General features: G+C 61.4%; 13 protein-coding genes. 6 read left to right on the top strand and 7 right to left on the bottom strand.

Annotated elements, in window-relative coordinates:
• Positions 1–71 precede the first annotated feature (71 nt).
• The gene (locus tag NIBR502773_RS14210; RefSeq protein ID WP_141156283.1) at positions 72–704 is read left to right on the top strand and encodes a LysE family transporter; all 633 of its coding nucleotides are present in this window, start codon (positions 72–74) and stop codon (positions 702–704) included.
• A 135-nt stretch (positions 705–839) separates the two neighbouring features.
• Here the strand turns inward: NIBR502773_RS14210 and NIBR502773_RS14205 are convergent, their stop codons facing one another.
• From NIBR502773_RS14205 to NIBR502773_RS14190, 4 genes are read right to left on the bottom strand one after another with little or no spacing between them, the layout of a single operon-like run.
• Entirely contained in the window at positions 840–1580 is a 741-nt protein-coding gene (locus tag NIBR502773_RS14205; protein ID WP_065938020.1) for a penicillin-binding protein activator LpoB, read from the bottom strand.
• A gap of 3 nt (positions 1581–1583) precedes the next feature.
• Positions 1584–2171, bottom strand: coding sequence for a penicillin-binding protein activator LpoB (lpoB, locus tag NIBR502773_RS14200; protein ID WP_053127752.1), 588 nt, complete (start codon positions 2169–2171; stop codon positions 1584–1586).
• A gap of 35 nt (positions 2172–2206) precedes the next feature.
• Entirely contained in the window at positions 2207–2578 is a 372-nt protein-coding gene (locus NIBR502773_RS14195; RefSeq protein ID WP_141156282.1) for a YcfL family protein, read from the bottom strand.
• A 10-nt stretch (positions 2579–2588) separates the two neighbouring features.
• Positions 2589–3983 (bottom strand): COG3014 family protein, encoded by a 1395-nt coding sequence (locus NIBR502773_RS14190; RefSeq protein ID WP_141156281.1) that lies wholly within the window; start codon positions 3981–3983, stop codon positions 2589–2591.
• 267 nt (positions 3984–4250) lie between these two features.
• Here NIBR502773_RS14190 and NIBR502773_RS14185 point away from each other — a divergent pair, with 267 nt between their 5' ends.
• Entirely contained in the window at positions 4251–6146 is a 1896-nt protein-coding gene (locus tag NIBR502773_RS14185; protein WP_141156280.1) for a cytochrome c/FTR1 family iron permease, read from the top strand.
• 1 nt (position 6147) lies between these two features.
• Complete coding sequence (locus NIBR502773_RS14180) at positions 6148–6603, top strand: YaiI/YqxD family protein (protein WP_115485510.1); 456 nt, start codon at positions 6148–6150, stop codon at positions 6601–6603.
• Between the two features lie 29 nt (positions 6604–6632).
• Here NIBR502773_RS14180 and elbB read toward each other — a convergent pair whose 3' ends face one another.
• Positions 6633–7298: an isoprenoid biosynthesis glyoxalase ElbB gene (gene elbB, locus NIBR502773_RS14175; protein WP_141156279.1), complete on the bottom strand. Its 666-nt coding sequence runs from the start codon at positions 7296–7298 to the stop codon at positions 6633–6635.
• Positions 7299–7414: 116 nt separating this feature from the next.
• Between elbB and NIBR502773_RS14170 the strand changes: the two genes are divergently transcribed.
• Complete coding sequence (locus NIBR502773_RS14170; protein WP_141156278.1) at positions 7415–8650, top strand: sterol desaturase family protein; 1236 nt, start codon at positions 7415–7417, stop codon at positions 8648–8650.
• On the opposite strand, the gene NIBR502773_RS14165 is transcribed toward NIBR502773_RS14170, so the two are convergent.
• On the bottom strand, positions 8631–9269 hold the full coding sequence (locus tag NIBR502773_RS14165) for a DedA family protein (RefSeq protein WP_115485513.1): 639 nt from the start codon (positions 9267–9269) through the stop codon (positions 8631–8633). The genes NIBR502773_RS14170 and NIBR502773_RS14165 overlap by 20 nt on opposite strands.
• A gap of 208 nt (positions 9270–9477) precedes the next feature.
• Between NIBR502773_RS14165 and hemB the strand changes: the two genes are divergently transcribed.
• Complete coding sequence (hemB, locus tag NIBR502773_RS14160) at positions 9478–10491, top strand: porphobilinogen synthase (protein ID WP_065938027.1); 1014 nt, start codon at positions 9478–9480, stop codon at positions 10489–10491.
• 18 nt (positions 10492–10509) lie between these two features.
• Complete coding sequence (ppk1, locus tag NIBR502773_RS14155) at positions 10510–12735, top strand: polyphosphate kinase 1 (RefSeq protein ID WP_115485514.1); 2226 nt, start codon at positions 10510–10512, stop codon at positions 12733–12735.
• Between the two features lie 138 nt (positions 12736–12873).
• On the opposite strand, the gene ppx is transcribed toward ppk1, so the two are convergent.
• Complete coding sequence (gene ppx, locus NIBR502773_RS14150) at positions 12874–14376, bottom strand: exopolyphosphatase (protein ID WP_027608352.1); 1503 nt, start codon at positions 14374–14376, stop codon at positions 12874–12876.
• Positions 14377–14605 lie beyond the last annotated feature (229 nt).

The following is a 14605-nucleotide window of genomic DNA, read 5'->3' as shown; positions in this document are numbered from 1 at the left end:
TTATAGCCAGCCTCTGCTCGGCGGAGTTAGCTTAAGGCACAACATTCGCTGACTCATTCCCGAGGTGTGCAATGGCACTCGACACGTGGCTGGCCTTTTTCCTGGCCAGTTGGATCATCTCCCTTTCCCCTGGCGCCGGCGCCATCGCTTCGATGTCCAGCGGTCTGCAATACGGCTTCCTGCGCGGTTACTGGAACGCCATTGGCCTGCAACTGGGCCTGGCCATGCAGATTGCCGTGGTGGCGGGCGGTTTGGGTGCCATTCTGGCGGCGTCGTCGACCGCGTTCTACGCGATCAAGTGGTTTGGCGTGGCGTACCTGGTGTACCTGGCCATCAAGCAATGGCGTGCCTTGCCCATGGACATGGCCGATGACGCGGCGATACGCCCGCTCGGCAAGCCGATGGCGATGATGTTCCGTGGTTTCCTGGTCAACGCCAGCAACCCCAAGGCCCTGGTGTTCATGCTGGCTGTGCTGCCGCAGTTCGTGAATCCCCAGGCGCCGTTGCTGGTGCAGTACCTGATCATCGGTGCAACGATGATCAGCGTCGATATGATCGTGATGGCGGGGTATACGGGGTTGGCGTCCAAAGTGCTGCGCCTGTTGCGCACGCCCAAGCAGCAGAAGCGCGTAAACCGTACTTTTGCCGGGTTGTTCGTGGGGGCTGCGGGTTTCCTGGCCAGCTTGCATCGCGCAACAGCGTAAACCTCGGTACTTGAACGTGTGGGAGGGGGCTTGCCCCCGATGGCGGTGTCTCAGCTACAGCTAGGCTGACTGACACCCTGCTATCGGGGGCAAGCCCCCTCCCACATTGGTTTGTGTTGCCTTGAGGATTACCGTTCAGTGCAAGATCTTCGGCGCTTCATCCCGTGGCAGGTGGTTGCGCGGCACCGGCTGGCCCGGGTCCTGGTACCCACCGCCCAACTGTTCCGCCAACTGCCTGGCGACGTCCTCACCCAGCGCCTTCGACACTTCCTTCACCACCCGCGGCCGGTTCAGGCTCACGCGTATGTCGCGGCTGTTCACCAGCTTGGTGTCCTGGCCTTCGCCCATGGCGGTAAACGCCGAGGTAATTTCGTAGGTGCGCGTATTGATCAGGCTGAAATCCGCCACCAGCGTCAGGCCCAGCACTGCCGAGTAGCTGTTGGTGTGGTCCAGGGCGTTGATGTCCTGGGTGAAGTCGATGTCTGACAGCGTACCGAACAGCACATAGTCCGCGCCCTTGAAGTGACCGGCCTTGATGCGCTTGATCACGTCATAGACGTCACCCTTGGCATCGGCGGTGTAGGGCGTGCCCTGCACCAGCTGGAACTGGCGGGACTTGAGAATCTCGCCCTTGATATCACCGCTGAACTTGCGCAGCTCGATCTGCTCGATGTAGCTGCTACGGCTCTCGTACTCGCTGTAGTTCGATGCACCGCTGGCGTTATAAGCGCTGGCCTGGAAGTTGTTGCTGGCCGAAACCTGGTGGATGTATTCCTCGACCTGCGCCTGGTAGGCCAGGTCGGTCACCGCGATCTTGGGGGCGGCCGAGGCGCCAAAGGCACACAACAGGCCGATCAAACCAATCCATGCACGCATTGCCTAGCGCTCCGTGGTCTTGCGGATTTCTTTTTCGTCCATCCATTCGGCCAGGCCGCTCTCGACGTCGATCAGCTGCAGGCTGAACTTGTAGAACACGTCCTTGTAGTCCGAGCTGCGCTTGACGATGGAGCTGATGGAGCCTTCCAGGCGGTACTTGGCGGCGACCATGTTGCCGGTCTTGCTGACGGTGGACTTCTTGTACAAGCCGCTCTGGTTCTGCAGCTTGAGCTGGTCGACCTGGCTCTGCATGTCGGTGTTGTCGCTGGCGAAGCGGGCGGTGCCCGTCTTCATCAGCTGGGTCTTGATCGACGTGGTGATCTCGCGGGTGTCGATGTACTCGCTGGTCTTGTTCTTCACGTCATACACCTGCACCACCGGGCGGCCTTGCAGGATGCCGGACTGGGCCAGGGAGCGGGTCATGCTTTCGGCGATCATCTGCAGGTCGGTGGAGCCGAACTCGTTGGTCACCAGTTCCACCGCCTTGGTGTCGCCGTAGCTGATGTTTTTACCCCCCAGTACCGGGGAGGTATTCGCGCAACCGCTGGCCAGGACGGCAACCACGGCGAGGATCGAGAAACGTGCAAGCATGGGGAAATCTCTCAGCAGCAAAAAGAATGAACGGCTCAAGGGGTTTTGACTTCAAGGCGGAAGTCCGCGGCCTGGGGCACATTGGCAATGGCGGGCAGGAAGGTCGCCTGGTTGGCGTACAGGTTCAGCACCTTCCAGGTCTCTTCATCGCCCACCGGGAAACCATCGGCGCCCAGCCAGGCGAAGCGGTAATACATCATCTGGTTACTGCTGGTGATGTTGCTCAGTTGCACCTTGGCGGTGAGGAAGCCGTTCTCGCGGGCCACACGAATGGCGCCGACCGCGATGCCCTGGAACTTGCCCATCACCACGATCTTGCTCGCGGCGCTGCCAGGTTCCGGTGGCGGCGGGGTGGCACAGCCGGCAAGCAGGACCAGCGCCAGTGCGCCGAGGATAAAGTGACGCATAGAGTGTTCCTTAAGGTTGTTTGAGGGCGATGGCCTGGGTTGTCGTGCCGGGCAGCACATGGGCGGCGAGGCCACCGGCGAACACTTGGTTGCCGACCATGCGCAGGGTGATCACCTGGTAGCGCTGGTCGGCCTTGATCGTTACCAGCGTGCCACCCAGGGCGTTGGGCAGGCTGACCTGGTGTTCACCGCGCTTCAGGCGCAGGCGCGTGACTTGGGTCATGTCCGGCAGGGTGCGCCAGGTGCGGGTGTCGGCGCCTTCGGTCACGGCCGAGGCGATACCCAGTACCAGGCCTGCCATGGGGTTGGTCTTGTTCAGGTTGTTCTGCGCCACACCACGGCTTACCGCACGCACGGTGGTGCGCAGAATGATCCCCGGCATGTCGTCACGCAGGGCGCGGCGGGACATGGCTGTGGTGCTGTTGAGCACCGTGAGGTTCTGTTGCTGGCCGTCGACACCGATCTGGGCGAAGGTCGCCGTGGAGGTGTCGGCCTTGATCACCGGGAACGACAGTGGGGTGATCACCAGGTTGCCATTGATCGGGATCGGCAGCGGCAGGCGTATCGAGTCGCGGGCGGGTGCGAGGCCGCTCTGCACCACGATCAGCACGTCGGTTTCATCACTGCCGACCTTGGATTTGTCCAGGTCGAGCAGCGCTTTTTCCAGCAATGGCGTGTTAGGACGCAGCTCGATAGCCTTGCGATAACCGGGGGCGGCCAGGTCTTTTTCGCCCAGGGCTTCGTAGACGAAGCCGGCCAGGTAATGGCTGAATGCACTCTGGTAGCTGTTCTTCAGGCCGACCACCTCCGGCGCGTCGAGCGCTTGCACGGGGTAGCCGTGCAGGTCCTTGATCTGGGTGGTCACGCCCTGGCGCTCGGCTTCGTCTTCGCGCTTGAGGTATTCCTTGTCGCGCAGGTCGGCGATCACCGCTTCGCGTTCGTGGGTCTTCTTGATTTCGGTGCGTGCGCCGTCGAAGTCGTTCAAGGCCAGCAGGTTCAGGGCCATCTGCGTGGTCAGCATGACTTTTTCGTAGTCATAGCCTTCGTAGCGACGCACCTTGTCATTGGCCAGGAAGCTGCCGAACTGGGACAGGTATTTTGCGCTGTCGAACTTGACCGACTCTTCCCACTTGTAGACTTGCAGGTCGGCGCTGCGCCAGGCGGTCTGGCTGCCTGTCAGGTCGCCCTTGGCCCGCAGCAACTCGCCCTTTTCGAAGAAATACAGCAGGTCTTTGTCTTCGCCGGTGTTGTTCTTTTCCAACAAGGTCAGGGCAGCGTCGACATTGCCGGTGGCCAGTTGCTGGTTGGTGGCTTGCAGCTCGGCGTCGTAGCTGCGGAACATTGAACAGCCGCTGAGCAAAGTGACTGCCGCGAGCGCGAGCGGAGGTAAGGCGCGAAAAGCCATGTCACTTCTTCCCTGAGAGTAGTCAACCAATATGGTGATTCCTCATAAAGCAGAGGAACGAAATTCCCTTTCGCACTAACAGGGCGCGGCATTATAAGCATCGTTAATGGCAAAACAATGGCTTTTTGCCTCATCTGAGCTGGCCAAGATGCCACTAACGCATCTCTCAAATACCCGTTCTCCCAAACGACAAATCACTAACGCCTTGAGTCAAACCCTTTAACGCTTAACAATGTGTTACTTCGTATTTCCACTTGAGATTCGTTCATGATTGCGCCCTTCCGTTTTCTCGCCTGGCTGCTGTTGCCGGCATTGATGTCGTGCAGCTTCAACCTGCTGGCCGCGACGGCCGAGGGCGCGCCACAAGCCCTGCATCTGCTGGACTACATTGGTGCCGACTACCCACCGACGGTGGCGGCGGGCAAGGTGGTGGATGATTCGGAATACCGTGAGCAGGTAGAGTTTCTCGGGGTATTGCAGGGGTTGGTGGCGGATTTGCCGCAAAAGCCCGAGCGCGCGGAACTGGTGAAGGGGGTCGAGGAACTGCTGACGGCTGTCACCGCCCATGCAGACGGCGCGACCGTCGCTCGCCAGGCCCGCCAGTTGGGCGCCAAGCTGGCAGTCGCGTATGAAGTCAGCCAAGCCCCGGCCATCACGCCCGACCCGACGCGCGGCGCACCGCTCTACGCCCAGCACTGTTCGGTGTGCCACGGCACTGCCGGTGCCGGCGATGGTCCGGCCGGCGTGGGGATGACGCCGCCTCCGGCCAATTTGACGGATGCTGCGCGCCTGGATCGCCTGAGCCTCTACGCGATCTACAACACCCTGGGTCTGGGTGTCGAAGGCACTGACATGCCGTCCTTCGCCGACCAACTGGACGACCGCCAGCGTTGGGACCTGGCCACCTACATCGCGGGCTTCACCGCCGACCCGGCTGCGGCGAAAAGCGATCAACCCTTCAACCTCGCCGACCTGGCCCGCCAGACGCCTAATGAAGTGCTGGCCGCAAGCGGCCCAACTGCTGCCGCGACCTTCCGCGCCCAGCGTGCGCAACCGCCGCAGGTCAAGCGCGGCCCGGCGCAGTTGCTCGATTACACCGCGACCACCCTGGACAAAAGCCTCGCGGCGTTCCGTAACGGAGACCACGAACAAGCCTATGACTTGTCGGTAGCGGCCTACCTGGAAGGCTTCGAGCTGGTGGAAAGCTCACTGGATAACGTCGACGCCAACGTACGCAAGGACACCGAGAAGGCCCTGATGGCTTACCGGCAGTCGTTACAGGACGGTCTGCCGATCGAGCAGGTGCAGCAACGCCTGGACGTGGCCAAGGGCAAGCTCACCGAGTCCGCAGGCTTGCTGGGCAGCGATGGCTTGAGCTGGTCGTTGAGCTACATTTCCGGTCTGCTGATCCTGCTGCGTGAAGGCCTGGAAGCGATCCTGGTGCTGGCGGCGATCCTTGCGTTTCTGCGCAACACCGGCCAGCAATCGGCGGTGCGCAGCGTCAACGTCGGCTGGGGCCTGGCGCTCTTGGCCGGCTTGGCCACCTGGGCGCTGGCGGCGTATGTGATTGATGTCAGCGGCGCCCAGCGCGAATTGCTCGAAGGCTGCACGGCGCTGTTTGCCAGTGTGATGGTGCTGTGGCTTGGCGTGTGGATGCACGACCGCCGCCATGCTGCGGCGTGGCAGGACTACATCAAGAGCAGCCTGGTGGGCGGTGGTGGGCGTTTCGGTTTTGCGATATTGGCGTTCTTCTCGGTCTACCGCGAGCTGTTCGAAGTGATCCTGTTCTACGAAACCCTGTGGCTGCAAGCGGGCCCGGCCGGGCACAACGCGGTGCTGGCGGGTGGTGCCACGGCGTTGGTGCTGCTGGTGGGCCTGGCCTGGGTGATCCTGCGCGGTTCGGCGAAACTGCCGCTGGCGCTGTTTTTCGGCATCAATGCGGGGCTGCTGTGCGCGTTGTCGGTGGTGTTCGCCGGGCATGGCGTCAAGGCGTTGCAGGAAGCCGGCATCTTCGGCACGCGGCCGGTGGCGTTCTTTGACTTCGACTGGCTGGGCATTCACGCCGATGCGTACTCGTTGAGCGCACAGGCCGTGGCGATCCTGGCCATTGTGGTGCTCTACGGCCGCAGCCGGCTGGCAGAAAAGCAGCGAGTGGCGGCATAACATGCGCGTATGGATCGATGCGGACGCCTGCCCCCGGGCCGCCAAGGACCAGGTGGTGAAGTTCGCCCTCAAGCGCCAGTTCGAAGTTGTATTGGTGGCGGGGCAGAGCCAGATCAAGCCGAGCTTCTCGTGCGTGAAGTTGATCGTGGTGCCCAGCGGCCCGGACGCAGCAGATGACTATTTGGTGGAGCACGCCGTGCCCGGTGAACTGGTGATCTGCAGCGATGTGCCCCTGGCCGACCGTCTGGTGAAGAAGGGCGTCACGGCCCTCGACCCTCGGGGCAAGGAGTTCAGCCCGGCAAACATGAGTGAGCGGTTGGCGGTGCGCAACCTGTTTACCGACCTGCGCGAGCAGGGCCAGATGGGCGGTGGACCACCGCCCCATGGGGAGAAGGACAAGCAGGCGTTTGCCAACGCACTCGACAGGATACTGACGCGGTTAATGCGCCAGTCCTGATCCGGTGGAGAGGGAGCCCGGCATCCCCACTAATCGTTCTCGTGGGTCAGCTCCAGCACACGGTCCACTAGCTTGTTGATGCCTGAAGCCACTTCACTGATGTTTTTGCCGAGCATATAGGCGGGCGTACTGACCAACTTGCGTGCGGTGTCCTCGACAATGTCTTCCACGCTGCATTCCTGATGGGTGGCGCCCATCTTGTCCAGGGCTGCGGCAGTGTCGGTGTCATTGCCGATGGTGCAGGTCACGCCCGGGCCGTAGATCTTCGCGGCCAGGGCCGGCGAGATGCAGATCAGCCCCACCGGCTTGCCCGCTTCGGCAAAGGCTTCGGCCAGTTCCAGTACTTGCGGGTTGACGCTGCAACCGGCGCCCTCGACGGCAAAGTTCGACAAGTTCTTCGCCGCACCAAACCCACCGGGTACGATCAGCGCATCGAACTCGTCGGCGTTGGCGTCTCGAATATCCTTGACCTCGCCCCGGGCAATGCGGGCCGACTCCACCAGCACATTGCGCGACTCGGGCATCTCCTCGCCGGTCAGGTGGTTGATCACATGCAACTGGGCGATATTGGGTGCAAAACACTGGACCTGAGCACCGCGCTGATCCAGGCGCAGCAGGGTGATCACGCTTTCGTGGATCTCTGCGCCGTCGTACACGCCGCAGCCGGAAAGGATCACTGCAATCTTTTTGCTCATGGGCATTTCTCCTGGAGTCTTGGCGTTAAATGTCTACTAATTTGTCACCTGTTGCCAATGGGATCTCGCGCCGCTGCACCTAATCTTGATGTAACAAAAATAGACCGGACCAGACCATGGACTTCGTGCCTTACGCGGTGCCGTTTTTCATTGCCTTGATTGTGGTGGAGCTGCTCGCCGACCGTTGGCGTGGCCAGCGCAACTACCGGGTGGCGGACGCCATCAACAGCCTCAGCACCGGCGTGCTGTCCACCACCACCGGGCTGTTGACCAAGGGGGTGGGGCTGCTGACCTACGCGTTCGCCCTCAAGCACCTGGCGTTGATCGAGCTGCCTGCCCACAGCGCCTGGACCTGGGTATTCGCCTTTGTGTTCTACGACTTCTGCTACTACTGGCTGCACCGGATGGGGCACGAGCGCAATATCCTGTGGGCCGCGCACTCGGTGCATCACCAGAGCGAGGACTACAACCTCAGCACTGCCCTGCGCCAGACCAGCACCGGCTTCCTGCTGAGCTGGATCTTCTACCTGCCCCTGGCCGTGCTTGGCGTGCCGCTGGTGGTGTTTATCAGCGTGGCGTCCCTCAACCTGTTGTATCAATTCTGGGTGCATACCCGGCACGTGCCCAAGCTTGGCTGGTTCGAGTGGTTTTTCGTCACGCCCTCCAATCATCGGGCCCACCATGCACAGAACGCTCTCTACATGGATCGCAACTATGGCGGTGTGTTCATTCTTTGGGATCGGCTGTTCGGCACCTTCCAGGAAGAAGACGACAACGAGCCGGTGATTTTCGGCGTGACCACACCCTTGGCCAGCTGGAACCCGCTGTGGGCCAACCTGCAGTTTTATGCACAGCTCTGGAGTGATGCACGGCGTACCGAGAGTCGGTGGGACAAGCTGCGCATCTGGTTTATGCGCACCGGTTGGCGCCCGGCGGACGTGAAGGCCAAGTATCCATTGGCCAAGCCCGACTTGAGCCAGTTCCGCAAATTCGACGTGCCGCTGGACACGCGCCAACAGGTCTATATCGCCCTGCAGTTCGCGGCGTATGTGGGGTTTGGCAGCTACTTGATGAATTTCGGCGAGGGCCTGCCCAGTACAGCGCTGATTGTCGGCTGGAGTGCGATGGCGCTTGGGTTGTTTACCCTCGGCGTGGCCCTGGAGAATCGCTCATGGGCCTTAAAGGCCGAGCTGATGCGCCTGGCGCTGAATGTGCCGTTGGTGTGGCTGGCGCCGCTGGTCGGGCTGTGGCCGGCCAGCAACCTGGGCTGGCTGGGGCTGGCGAGCTACAGCCTGCTCAGCGGGATTGGCCTCTACTGCTGCAGAGGCCGGCTTACTCGACTGGTGTCTTAGGTGGTTCTGCCGGGGCCGGCTCGGCGGCTGCGAGCCGTGCCTTGGCATCGGCACAGGCCTGGCGGGCGATGCGTGCGTTCTTGAAGCGGCGGCGCAGCCACAGGCCAAAGCCCAGCAGCAGCAAGGCGCCCAGTACCCACAACTCGTATTTCTTGACGCTGCCAAGCATGCCTTCCAGCACCGCGCCAAAGTGATAAGCCGCAGCCCCCAACGCGGCAGCCCAGATCGCGGCGCCGATACCGTTGAGGATCAGATAGCGCATCGGTGGGTAACCGGAAAGACCAATGGCCACCGGCATCACCGTGCGCAATCCATAGACAAAGCGGAAGCTCAGCACCCAGATATCCGGGTGCCTGCGGATATGTTCCAGGGCCTTGTCGCCCATCAATTGCCAGCGCGGCTTGCGCGCCAACAGTTTGCGGCCGTGCTTGCGCCCCATGTAATACCAAAGCTGGTCGCCGGCGTAGCTGCCGAAGAAGGCAACGACCACCACCAGGTTGATATCCATGTACCCACGGAACGCCAGGAAGCCTGCGAGAACCAGGATGGTTTCGCCTTCGAAGAACGTGCCTAGGAAGAGGGCAAAGTAGCCGAAGTCATGCAGAAATTGTTGAAGCATGGTCTGGGTGCTGGCGAAATGAACGCGCAGCCTACGCCTTCGTGAACATTCATGAAAGTATCGAGATGTGTCACGAAGTGAACAATTCCTACATTGGGCGACGAATGCGGCTACAGGTCGCATCGTTAAGCACAACTGTCATACCTTCGTCATAATGCCCGCTTATAACTGCAACGCTCGCCCGTGAACCCGGGCTCAGGAGTCTGTCGTGAGCTTTACCCCTGCCAATCGCCTGTTCCCTGCTACCCGCCTGCGCCGTAATCGTCGTGATGATTTTTCTCGCCGCCTGGTTCGTGAAAACGTACTGACCACGGATGATCTGATCCTGCCGGTGTTTGTGCTCGACGGCGAAAATCGCCGGGAAGCGGTGGCGTCGATGCCGGGTGTAGAGCGTCTGACCATTGATCTGCTGCTTGAAGAGGCGGCTGGCTGGGTCGACCTGGGGATTCCGGCGTTGGCGTTGTTTCCGGTCACGCCGTCTGAACTCAAGTCCCTTGATGCTGCCGAAGCCTGGAACCCGGACGGTATCGCCCAGCGCGCCACCCGCGCCCTGCGCGAGCGTTTCCCGGAGCTGGGGGTGATCACCGACGTGGCGTTGGACCCGTTCACTACCCACGGGCAGGATGGCATTCTTGACGAAGACGGCTATGTTCAGAACGACATTACCGTCGACGCGCTGGTCAAGCAGGCCTTGTCCCATGCGGCAGCAGGCGCCCAGGTGGTTGCGCCGTCGGACATGATGGACGGCCGCATCCAGGCGATTCGCGAAGCCCTGGAACTGGCCGGCCACGTCAATGTGCGGATCATGGCCTACTCGGCCAAGTACGCCAGCGCCTACTACGGCCCGTTTCGCGATGCGGTGGGCTCGGCGCTGAACCTGGGCAAGGCCAACAAGGCTTCGTACCAGATGGACCCGGCTAACAGCCATGAAGCCTTGCACGAAGTGGCGGCCGATTTGGCCGAAGGTGCCGACATGGTGATGGTCAAGCCGGGGATGCCGTACCTGGACATCCTTTACCGGGTCAAAGAGGAATTCAAAGTGCCGACCTTTGTGTATCAGGTCAGTGGCGAATACGCCATGCACATGGCTGCAATACAAAATGGCTGGTTGAGTGAAGGGGTAATCCTAGAATCCTTGACGGCCTTTAAACGTGCCGGGGCTGATGGCATCCTGACCTATTTCGCCGCCCGCGCCGCCCAATTGCTTAGAGAGCAACAATAGCCCTCACAGGAACATTCGATGAATACCGAAGGACTCTCCGAAGTTGCCGTAAAAGACGCTCACCCGGTGGTGGAACAAGTCACCGAGACCCCGCCGGAGCACGAGCCGGCCGCGCCTGTGGTGGTCGCCGAAGCGCCAGCCCCGGCCCCGGTGGCCGCCGTAGTGACCAACCTGGATGACAGCAGCCTGTACATCCACCGCGAGCTGTCACAACTGCAATTCAACATCCGCGTGCTTGAACAGGCACTGGATGAGTCCTACCCGTTGCTGGAACGCCTGAAATTCCTGCTGATTTTCTCCAGCAACCTGGATGAGTTCTTCGAGATCCGCGTCGCCGGCCTCAAGAAACAGATCACCTTCGCCCGTGAACAAGCTGGCGCGGACGGCCTGCAGCCGCACCAGGCGTTGGCGCGCATCAGCGAGCTGGTGCACGGTCATGTGGACCGCCAGTACGCGATCCTCAATGACATCCTGCTGCCGGAGCTGGAAAAACATCAGGTTCGCTTCATCCGTCGCCGCCACTGGACCACCAAGATCAAGACCTGGGTGCGTCGCTACTTCCGCGACGAAATCGCGCCGATCATCACGCCGATCGGCCTGGACCCTACACACCCGTTCCCGCTGCTGGTGAACAAGAGCCTGAACTTCATCGTCGAGCTGGAAGGGATCGACGCCTTCGGTCGCGATTCGGGCCTGGCGATCATCCCGGCGCCGCGCTTGCTGCCACGGATCATCAAGGTACCCGAAGAGGTGGGGGGCGCTGGCGACAACTATGTATTCCTGTCGTCGATGATCCACGCCCACGCCGATGATCTGTTCCAAGGCATGAAGGTCAAGGGCTGCTACCAGTTCCGCCTGACCCGTAACGCCGACCTGGCGCTGGATTCCGAAGACGTCGAAGACTTGGCCCGCGCCCTGCGCGGCGAGCTGTTCTCGCGGCGCTACGGGGATGCGGTGCGCCTGGAAGTGGCCGACACCTGCCCGAAACATCTGTCGGACTACCTGCTCAAGCAGTTCAACCTGGGCGAGACCGAGCTGTACCAGGTCAATGGCCCGGTGAACCTCACGCGCCTGTTCAGCATCACCGGCCTGGACAGCCATCCGGAGCTGCAATACACGCCGTTCACGCCGCAGATCCCGAAACTGCTGCAAAACAGCGAGAACATCTTCAGCGTCGTGAGCAAGCAGGACATCCTGCTGCTGCACCCGTTCGAGTCCTTCACCCCGGTGGTCGACCTGCTGCGCCAGGCTGCCAAGGACCCGCACGTGTTGGCCGTGCGCCAGACCCTGTACCGTTCCGGTGCCAACTCGGAAATCGTCGACGCGCTGGTAGATGCCGCGCGCAACGGCAAGGAAGTCACTGCGGTGATCGAGTTGCGCGCACGCTTTGATGAAGAGTCGAACCTGCAACTGGCCAGCCGCCTGCAAGCGGCCGGCGCGGTAGTGATCTATGGTGTGGTTGGCTTCAAGACCCACGCCAAGATGATGCTGATCCTGCGCCGCGAAGCCGGTGAGATCGTGCGTTACGCCCACCTGGGTACCGGCAACTACCACGCCGGCAACGCCAAGCTCTATACCGACTACAGCCTGCTGACTTCCGATGACGCCTTGTGTGAAGACGTCGGCAAGTTGTTCAGCCAATTGATCGGCATGGGCAAGACCTTGCGCATGAAGAAGCTGCTGCACGCGCCGTTCACCCTGAAGAAGGGCATGCTCGACATGATTGCCCGCGAGACCCAGTTCGCCATCGAGGGCAAACCGGCGCACATCATCGCCAAGTTCAACTCGCTGACCGACCCGAAGATCATCCGCGCGCTGTACAAGGCCAGCCAGTCCGGCGTGCGTATCGACCTGGTGGTGCGCGGCATGTGCTGCCTGCGTCCGGGCATTGTCGGCGTGTCGCATAACATCCATGTGCGCTCGATCATCGGCCGCTTCCTGGAACACACGCGGGTGTTCTACTTCCTTAACGGCGGCGAGGAGCAGATGTTCCTCTCCAGTGCCGACTGGATGGAGCGCAACCTCGACAAGCGTGTGGAGACCTGCTTCCCGGTCGAGGGCAAGAAGCTGATCATGCGGGTCAAGAAGGAGCTGGAAAGCTACCTCACCGATAACACCCACAGCTGGAGTCTGCAGTCGGATGGCCGTTACGTGCGTAACACGCCGACCGGCAACCAGAACCCGCGCAGCGCCCAGGCGACGTTGCTGGAAAAGTTGGGTAGCCCGATTCTGTCGGTGAACTAACAGACAACACGCTCTGAAAATGTGAGAGGGGGCTTGCTCCCGATTGCGGTGGTTCAGTCAAAGTATTCGCGACTGACACACCGTAATCGGGGGCAAGCCCCCTCCCACATTTGTTTTTGCAGTGTTCATGAGATCGGGTTAGCGCAGGTTCAGGCTGAACCCCACCCGCGTCAGCCACTCCGCTTCCTGGGCGAAGTCCGCCTGGGTCAGCTGGTTCTCATCCAGCCAGCCTTTGGGGAATACGACATCCAGGCTGTCGCCATTGGCACGCAGGGTCACCTGGGGCATCTGCTGGGTGCCGCGAATATGGTGGAACAGGATCGCAAAGCGCAGCAGCACGCACAGGCGGATCAGCTTGATGCCTTCATCGCCGAACTCGGCAAACTTGTCCTTGGGAATATTGCGACGATGGCCGCGCACCAGCAGTGCGAGCATCTGCTGGTCTTCCCGGGAGAAACCCGCCAGGTCGGAGTGCTCGATCAGGTAGGCGCCGTGCTTGTGGTAGTGGTAGTGGGCGATATCCAGGCCCACTTCATGCACCTTGGCCGCCCAGCCGAGCAGTTCGCGCCATACGCCGTCTTCCAGGTCCCAGTCTTCGGCGACCTGGTCGAACGCATGCAGGGCTTTACGCTCCACGCGGGCTGCCTGCTCCTGGTCGACGTGATAGCGCTCCATCAGCGAGGTGAGCGTGCGCTCTCGTACGTCTTCATGATGATGGCGGCCCAGCAGGTCATACAGCACGCCTTCGCGCAGGGCGCCGTCACAGTGGTCCATGCGTTGCAGTTCGAGGGCGTCGAAGATCGCCTCGAGAATCGCCAGGCCGGCCGGGAAGATGGTGCGACGGTCGGGCTTGATGCCGTCGAAGTCGATCTTCTCGGCATCCCCCAGCTTGAACAGCTTGCGCTTGAGCCAGGCCAGGCCTTCGGCGTTGACTTCACCGGTGCCATGGCCGCCGGCCTTGAGCGCCAGGCCGATGGCACGGATGGTGCCGGACGAGCCGATGGCCTCATCCCAGGTCAGGCGGTGCAGGGCGTGCTCGATGCTCATGATCTCCAGTCGCGCTGCCGTGTAGGCCTGGGCGTAGCGCGCCGGGGTGATCTTGCCGTCCTTGAAATAGCGTTGGGTATAGCTGACACAGCCCATCTGCAGGCTTTCGCGCAGCAGCGGCTCGAAGCGCTGGCCGATGATGAACTCGGTACTGCCGCCGCCGATGTCCGCCACCAGGCGCTTGCCAGGGGTATCGGCCAGGGTATGCGACACGCCGAGGTAGATAAGGCGTGCTTCTTCACGGCCGGAAATGACTTCCACCGGGTGACCGAGGATCTCCTCGGCGCGACGGATGAATTCGCCCCGGTTACGGGCTTCGCGCAGGGCGTTGGTGCCGACGATTCGCACGGCGCCGAGGGGCATGCCGTTGATCAGCTGTGCAAAACGTTTGAGGCAGTCGAGGCCGCGTTGCATGGATTCTTCATTGAGCTGGCGCTCGTCGTCGATCCCGGCAGCCAGCTGCACTTTTTCGCCGAGCCGCTCAAGGATGCGGATTTCGCCGTTCTGGGCCTTGGCCACGACCATGTGAAAGCTGTTGGAGCCCAGGTCGATGGCGGCGATCAGGGACAGATTCTTGGCTTGGGATTGCGGCATGGTTAGGGGGTCTCGGTCGATAACCTTACCATCGTGCCACGATCGACCGCTGACGCCAACGCGTAGTGCTCCGTGAATTTCTCTGCGCTCGTCTGTAGGGGATTTTTGTGGAAAGTGTAGGGTGTCTTTCCATGGTTCTGTTGGCGCATACGCGTAGTTCTGTAGGGGAATATAACTTCGGATTTTTATAAGACGATATTTGATTTCGCCTACAACTTTTGAGACGGAG

The sequence above is a fragment of the Pseudomonas sp. NIBRBAC000502773 genome, assembly GCF_006517195.1.
Classification (GTDB): domain Bacteria; phylum Pseudomonadota; class Gammaproteobacteria; order Pseudomonadales; family Pseudomonadaceae; genus Aquipseudomonas; species Aquipseudomonas marginalis.
This window is presented reverse-complemented; position numbering and strand designations above follow the sequence as displayed.

What these genes read in the sequence shown, in the direction of transcription:
- NIBR502773_RS14210 (WP_141156283.1), top strand. Translation starts at nt 72, where the DNA reads ATGGCACTCGACACGTGGCTGGCCTTTTTCCTGGCCAGTTGGATCATC.
- NIBR502773_RS14205 (WP_065938020.1), bottom strand. Translation starts at nt 1,580, where the DNA reads ATGCGTGCATGGATTGGTTTGATCGGCCTGTTGTGTGCCTTTGGCGCC.
- lpoB (WP_053127752.1), bottom strand. Translation starts at nt 2,171, where the DNA reads ATGCTTGCACGTTTCTCGATCCTCGCCGTGGTTGCCGTCCTGGCCAGC.
- NIBR502773_RS14195 (WP_141156282.1), bottom strand. Translation starts at nt 2,578, where the DNA reads ATGCGTCACTTTATCCTCGGCGCACTGGCGCTGGTCCTGCTTGCCGGC.
- NIBR502773_RS14190 (WP_141156281.1), bottom strand. Translation starts at nt 3,983, where the DNA reads ATGGCTTTTCGCGCCTTACCTCCGCTCGCGCTCGCGGCAGTCACTTTG.
- NIBR502773_RS14185 (WP_141156280.1), top strand. Translation starts at nt 4,251, where the DNA reads ATGATTGCGCCCTTCCGTTTTCTCGCCTGGCTGCTGTTGCCGGCATTG.
- NIBR502773_RS14180 (WP_115485510.1), top strand. Translation starts at nt 6,148, where the DNA reads ATGCGCGTATGGATCGATGCGGACGCCTGCCCCCGGGCCGCCAAGGAC.
- elbB (WP_141156279.1), bottom strand. Translation starts at nt 7,298, where the DNA reads ATGAGCAAAAAGATTGCAGTGATCCTTTCCGGCTGCGGCGTGTACGAC.
- NIBR502773_RS14170 (WP_141156278.1), top strand. Translation starts at nt 7,415, where the DNA reads ATGGACTTCGTGCCTTACGCGGTGCCGTTTTTCATTGCCTTGATTGTG.
- NIBR502773_RS14165 (WP_115485513.1), bottom strand. Translation starts at nt 9,269, where the DNA reads ATGCTTCAACAATTTCTGCATGACTTCGGCTACTTTGCCCTCTTCCTA.
- ppk1 (WP_115485514.1), top strand. Translation starts at nt 10,510, where the DNA reads ATGAATACCGAAGGACTCTCCGAAGTTGCCGTAAAAGACGCTCACCCG.
- ppx (WP_027608352.1), bottom strand. Translation starts at nt 14,376, where the DNA reads ATGCCGCAATCCCAAGCCAAGAATCTGTCCCTGATCGCCGCCATCGAC.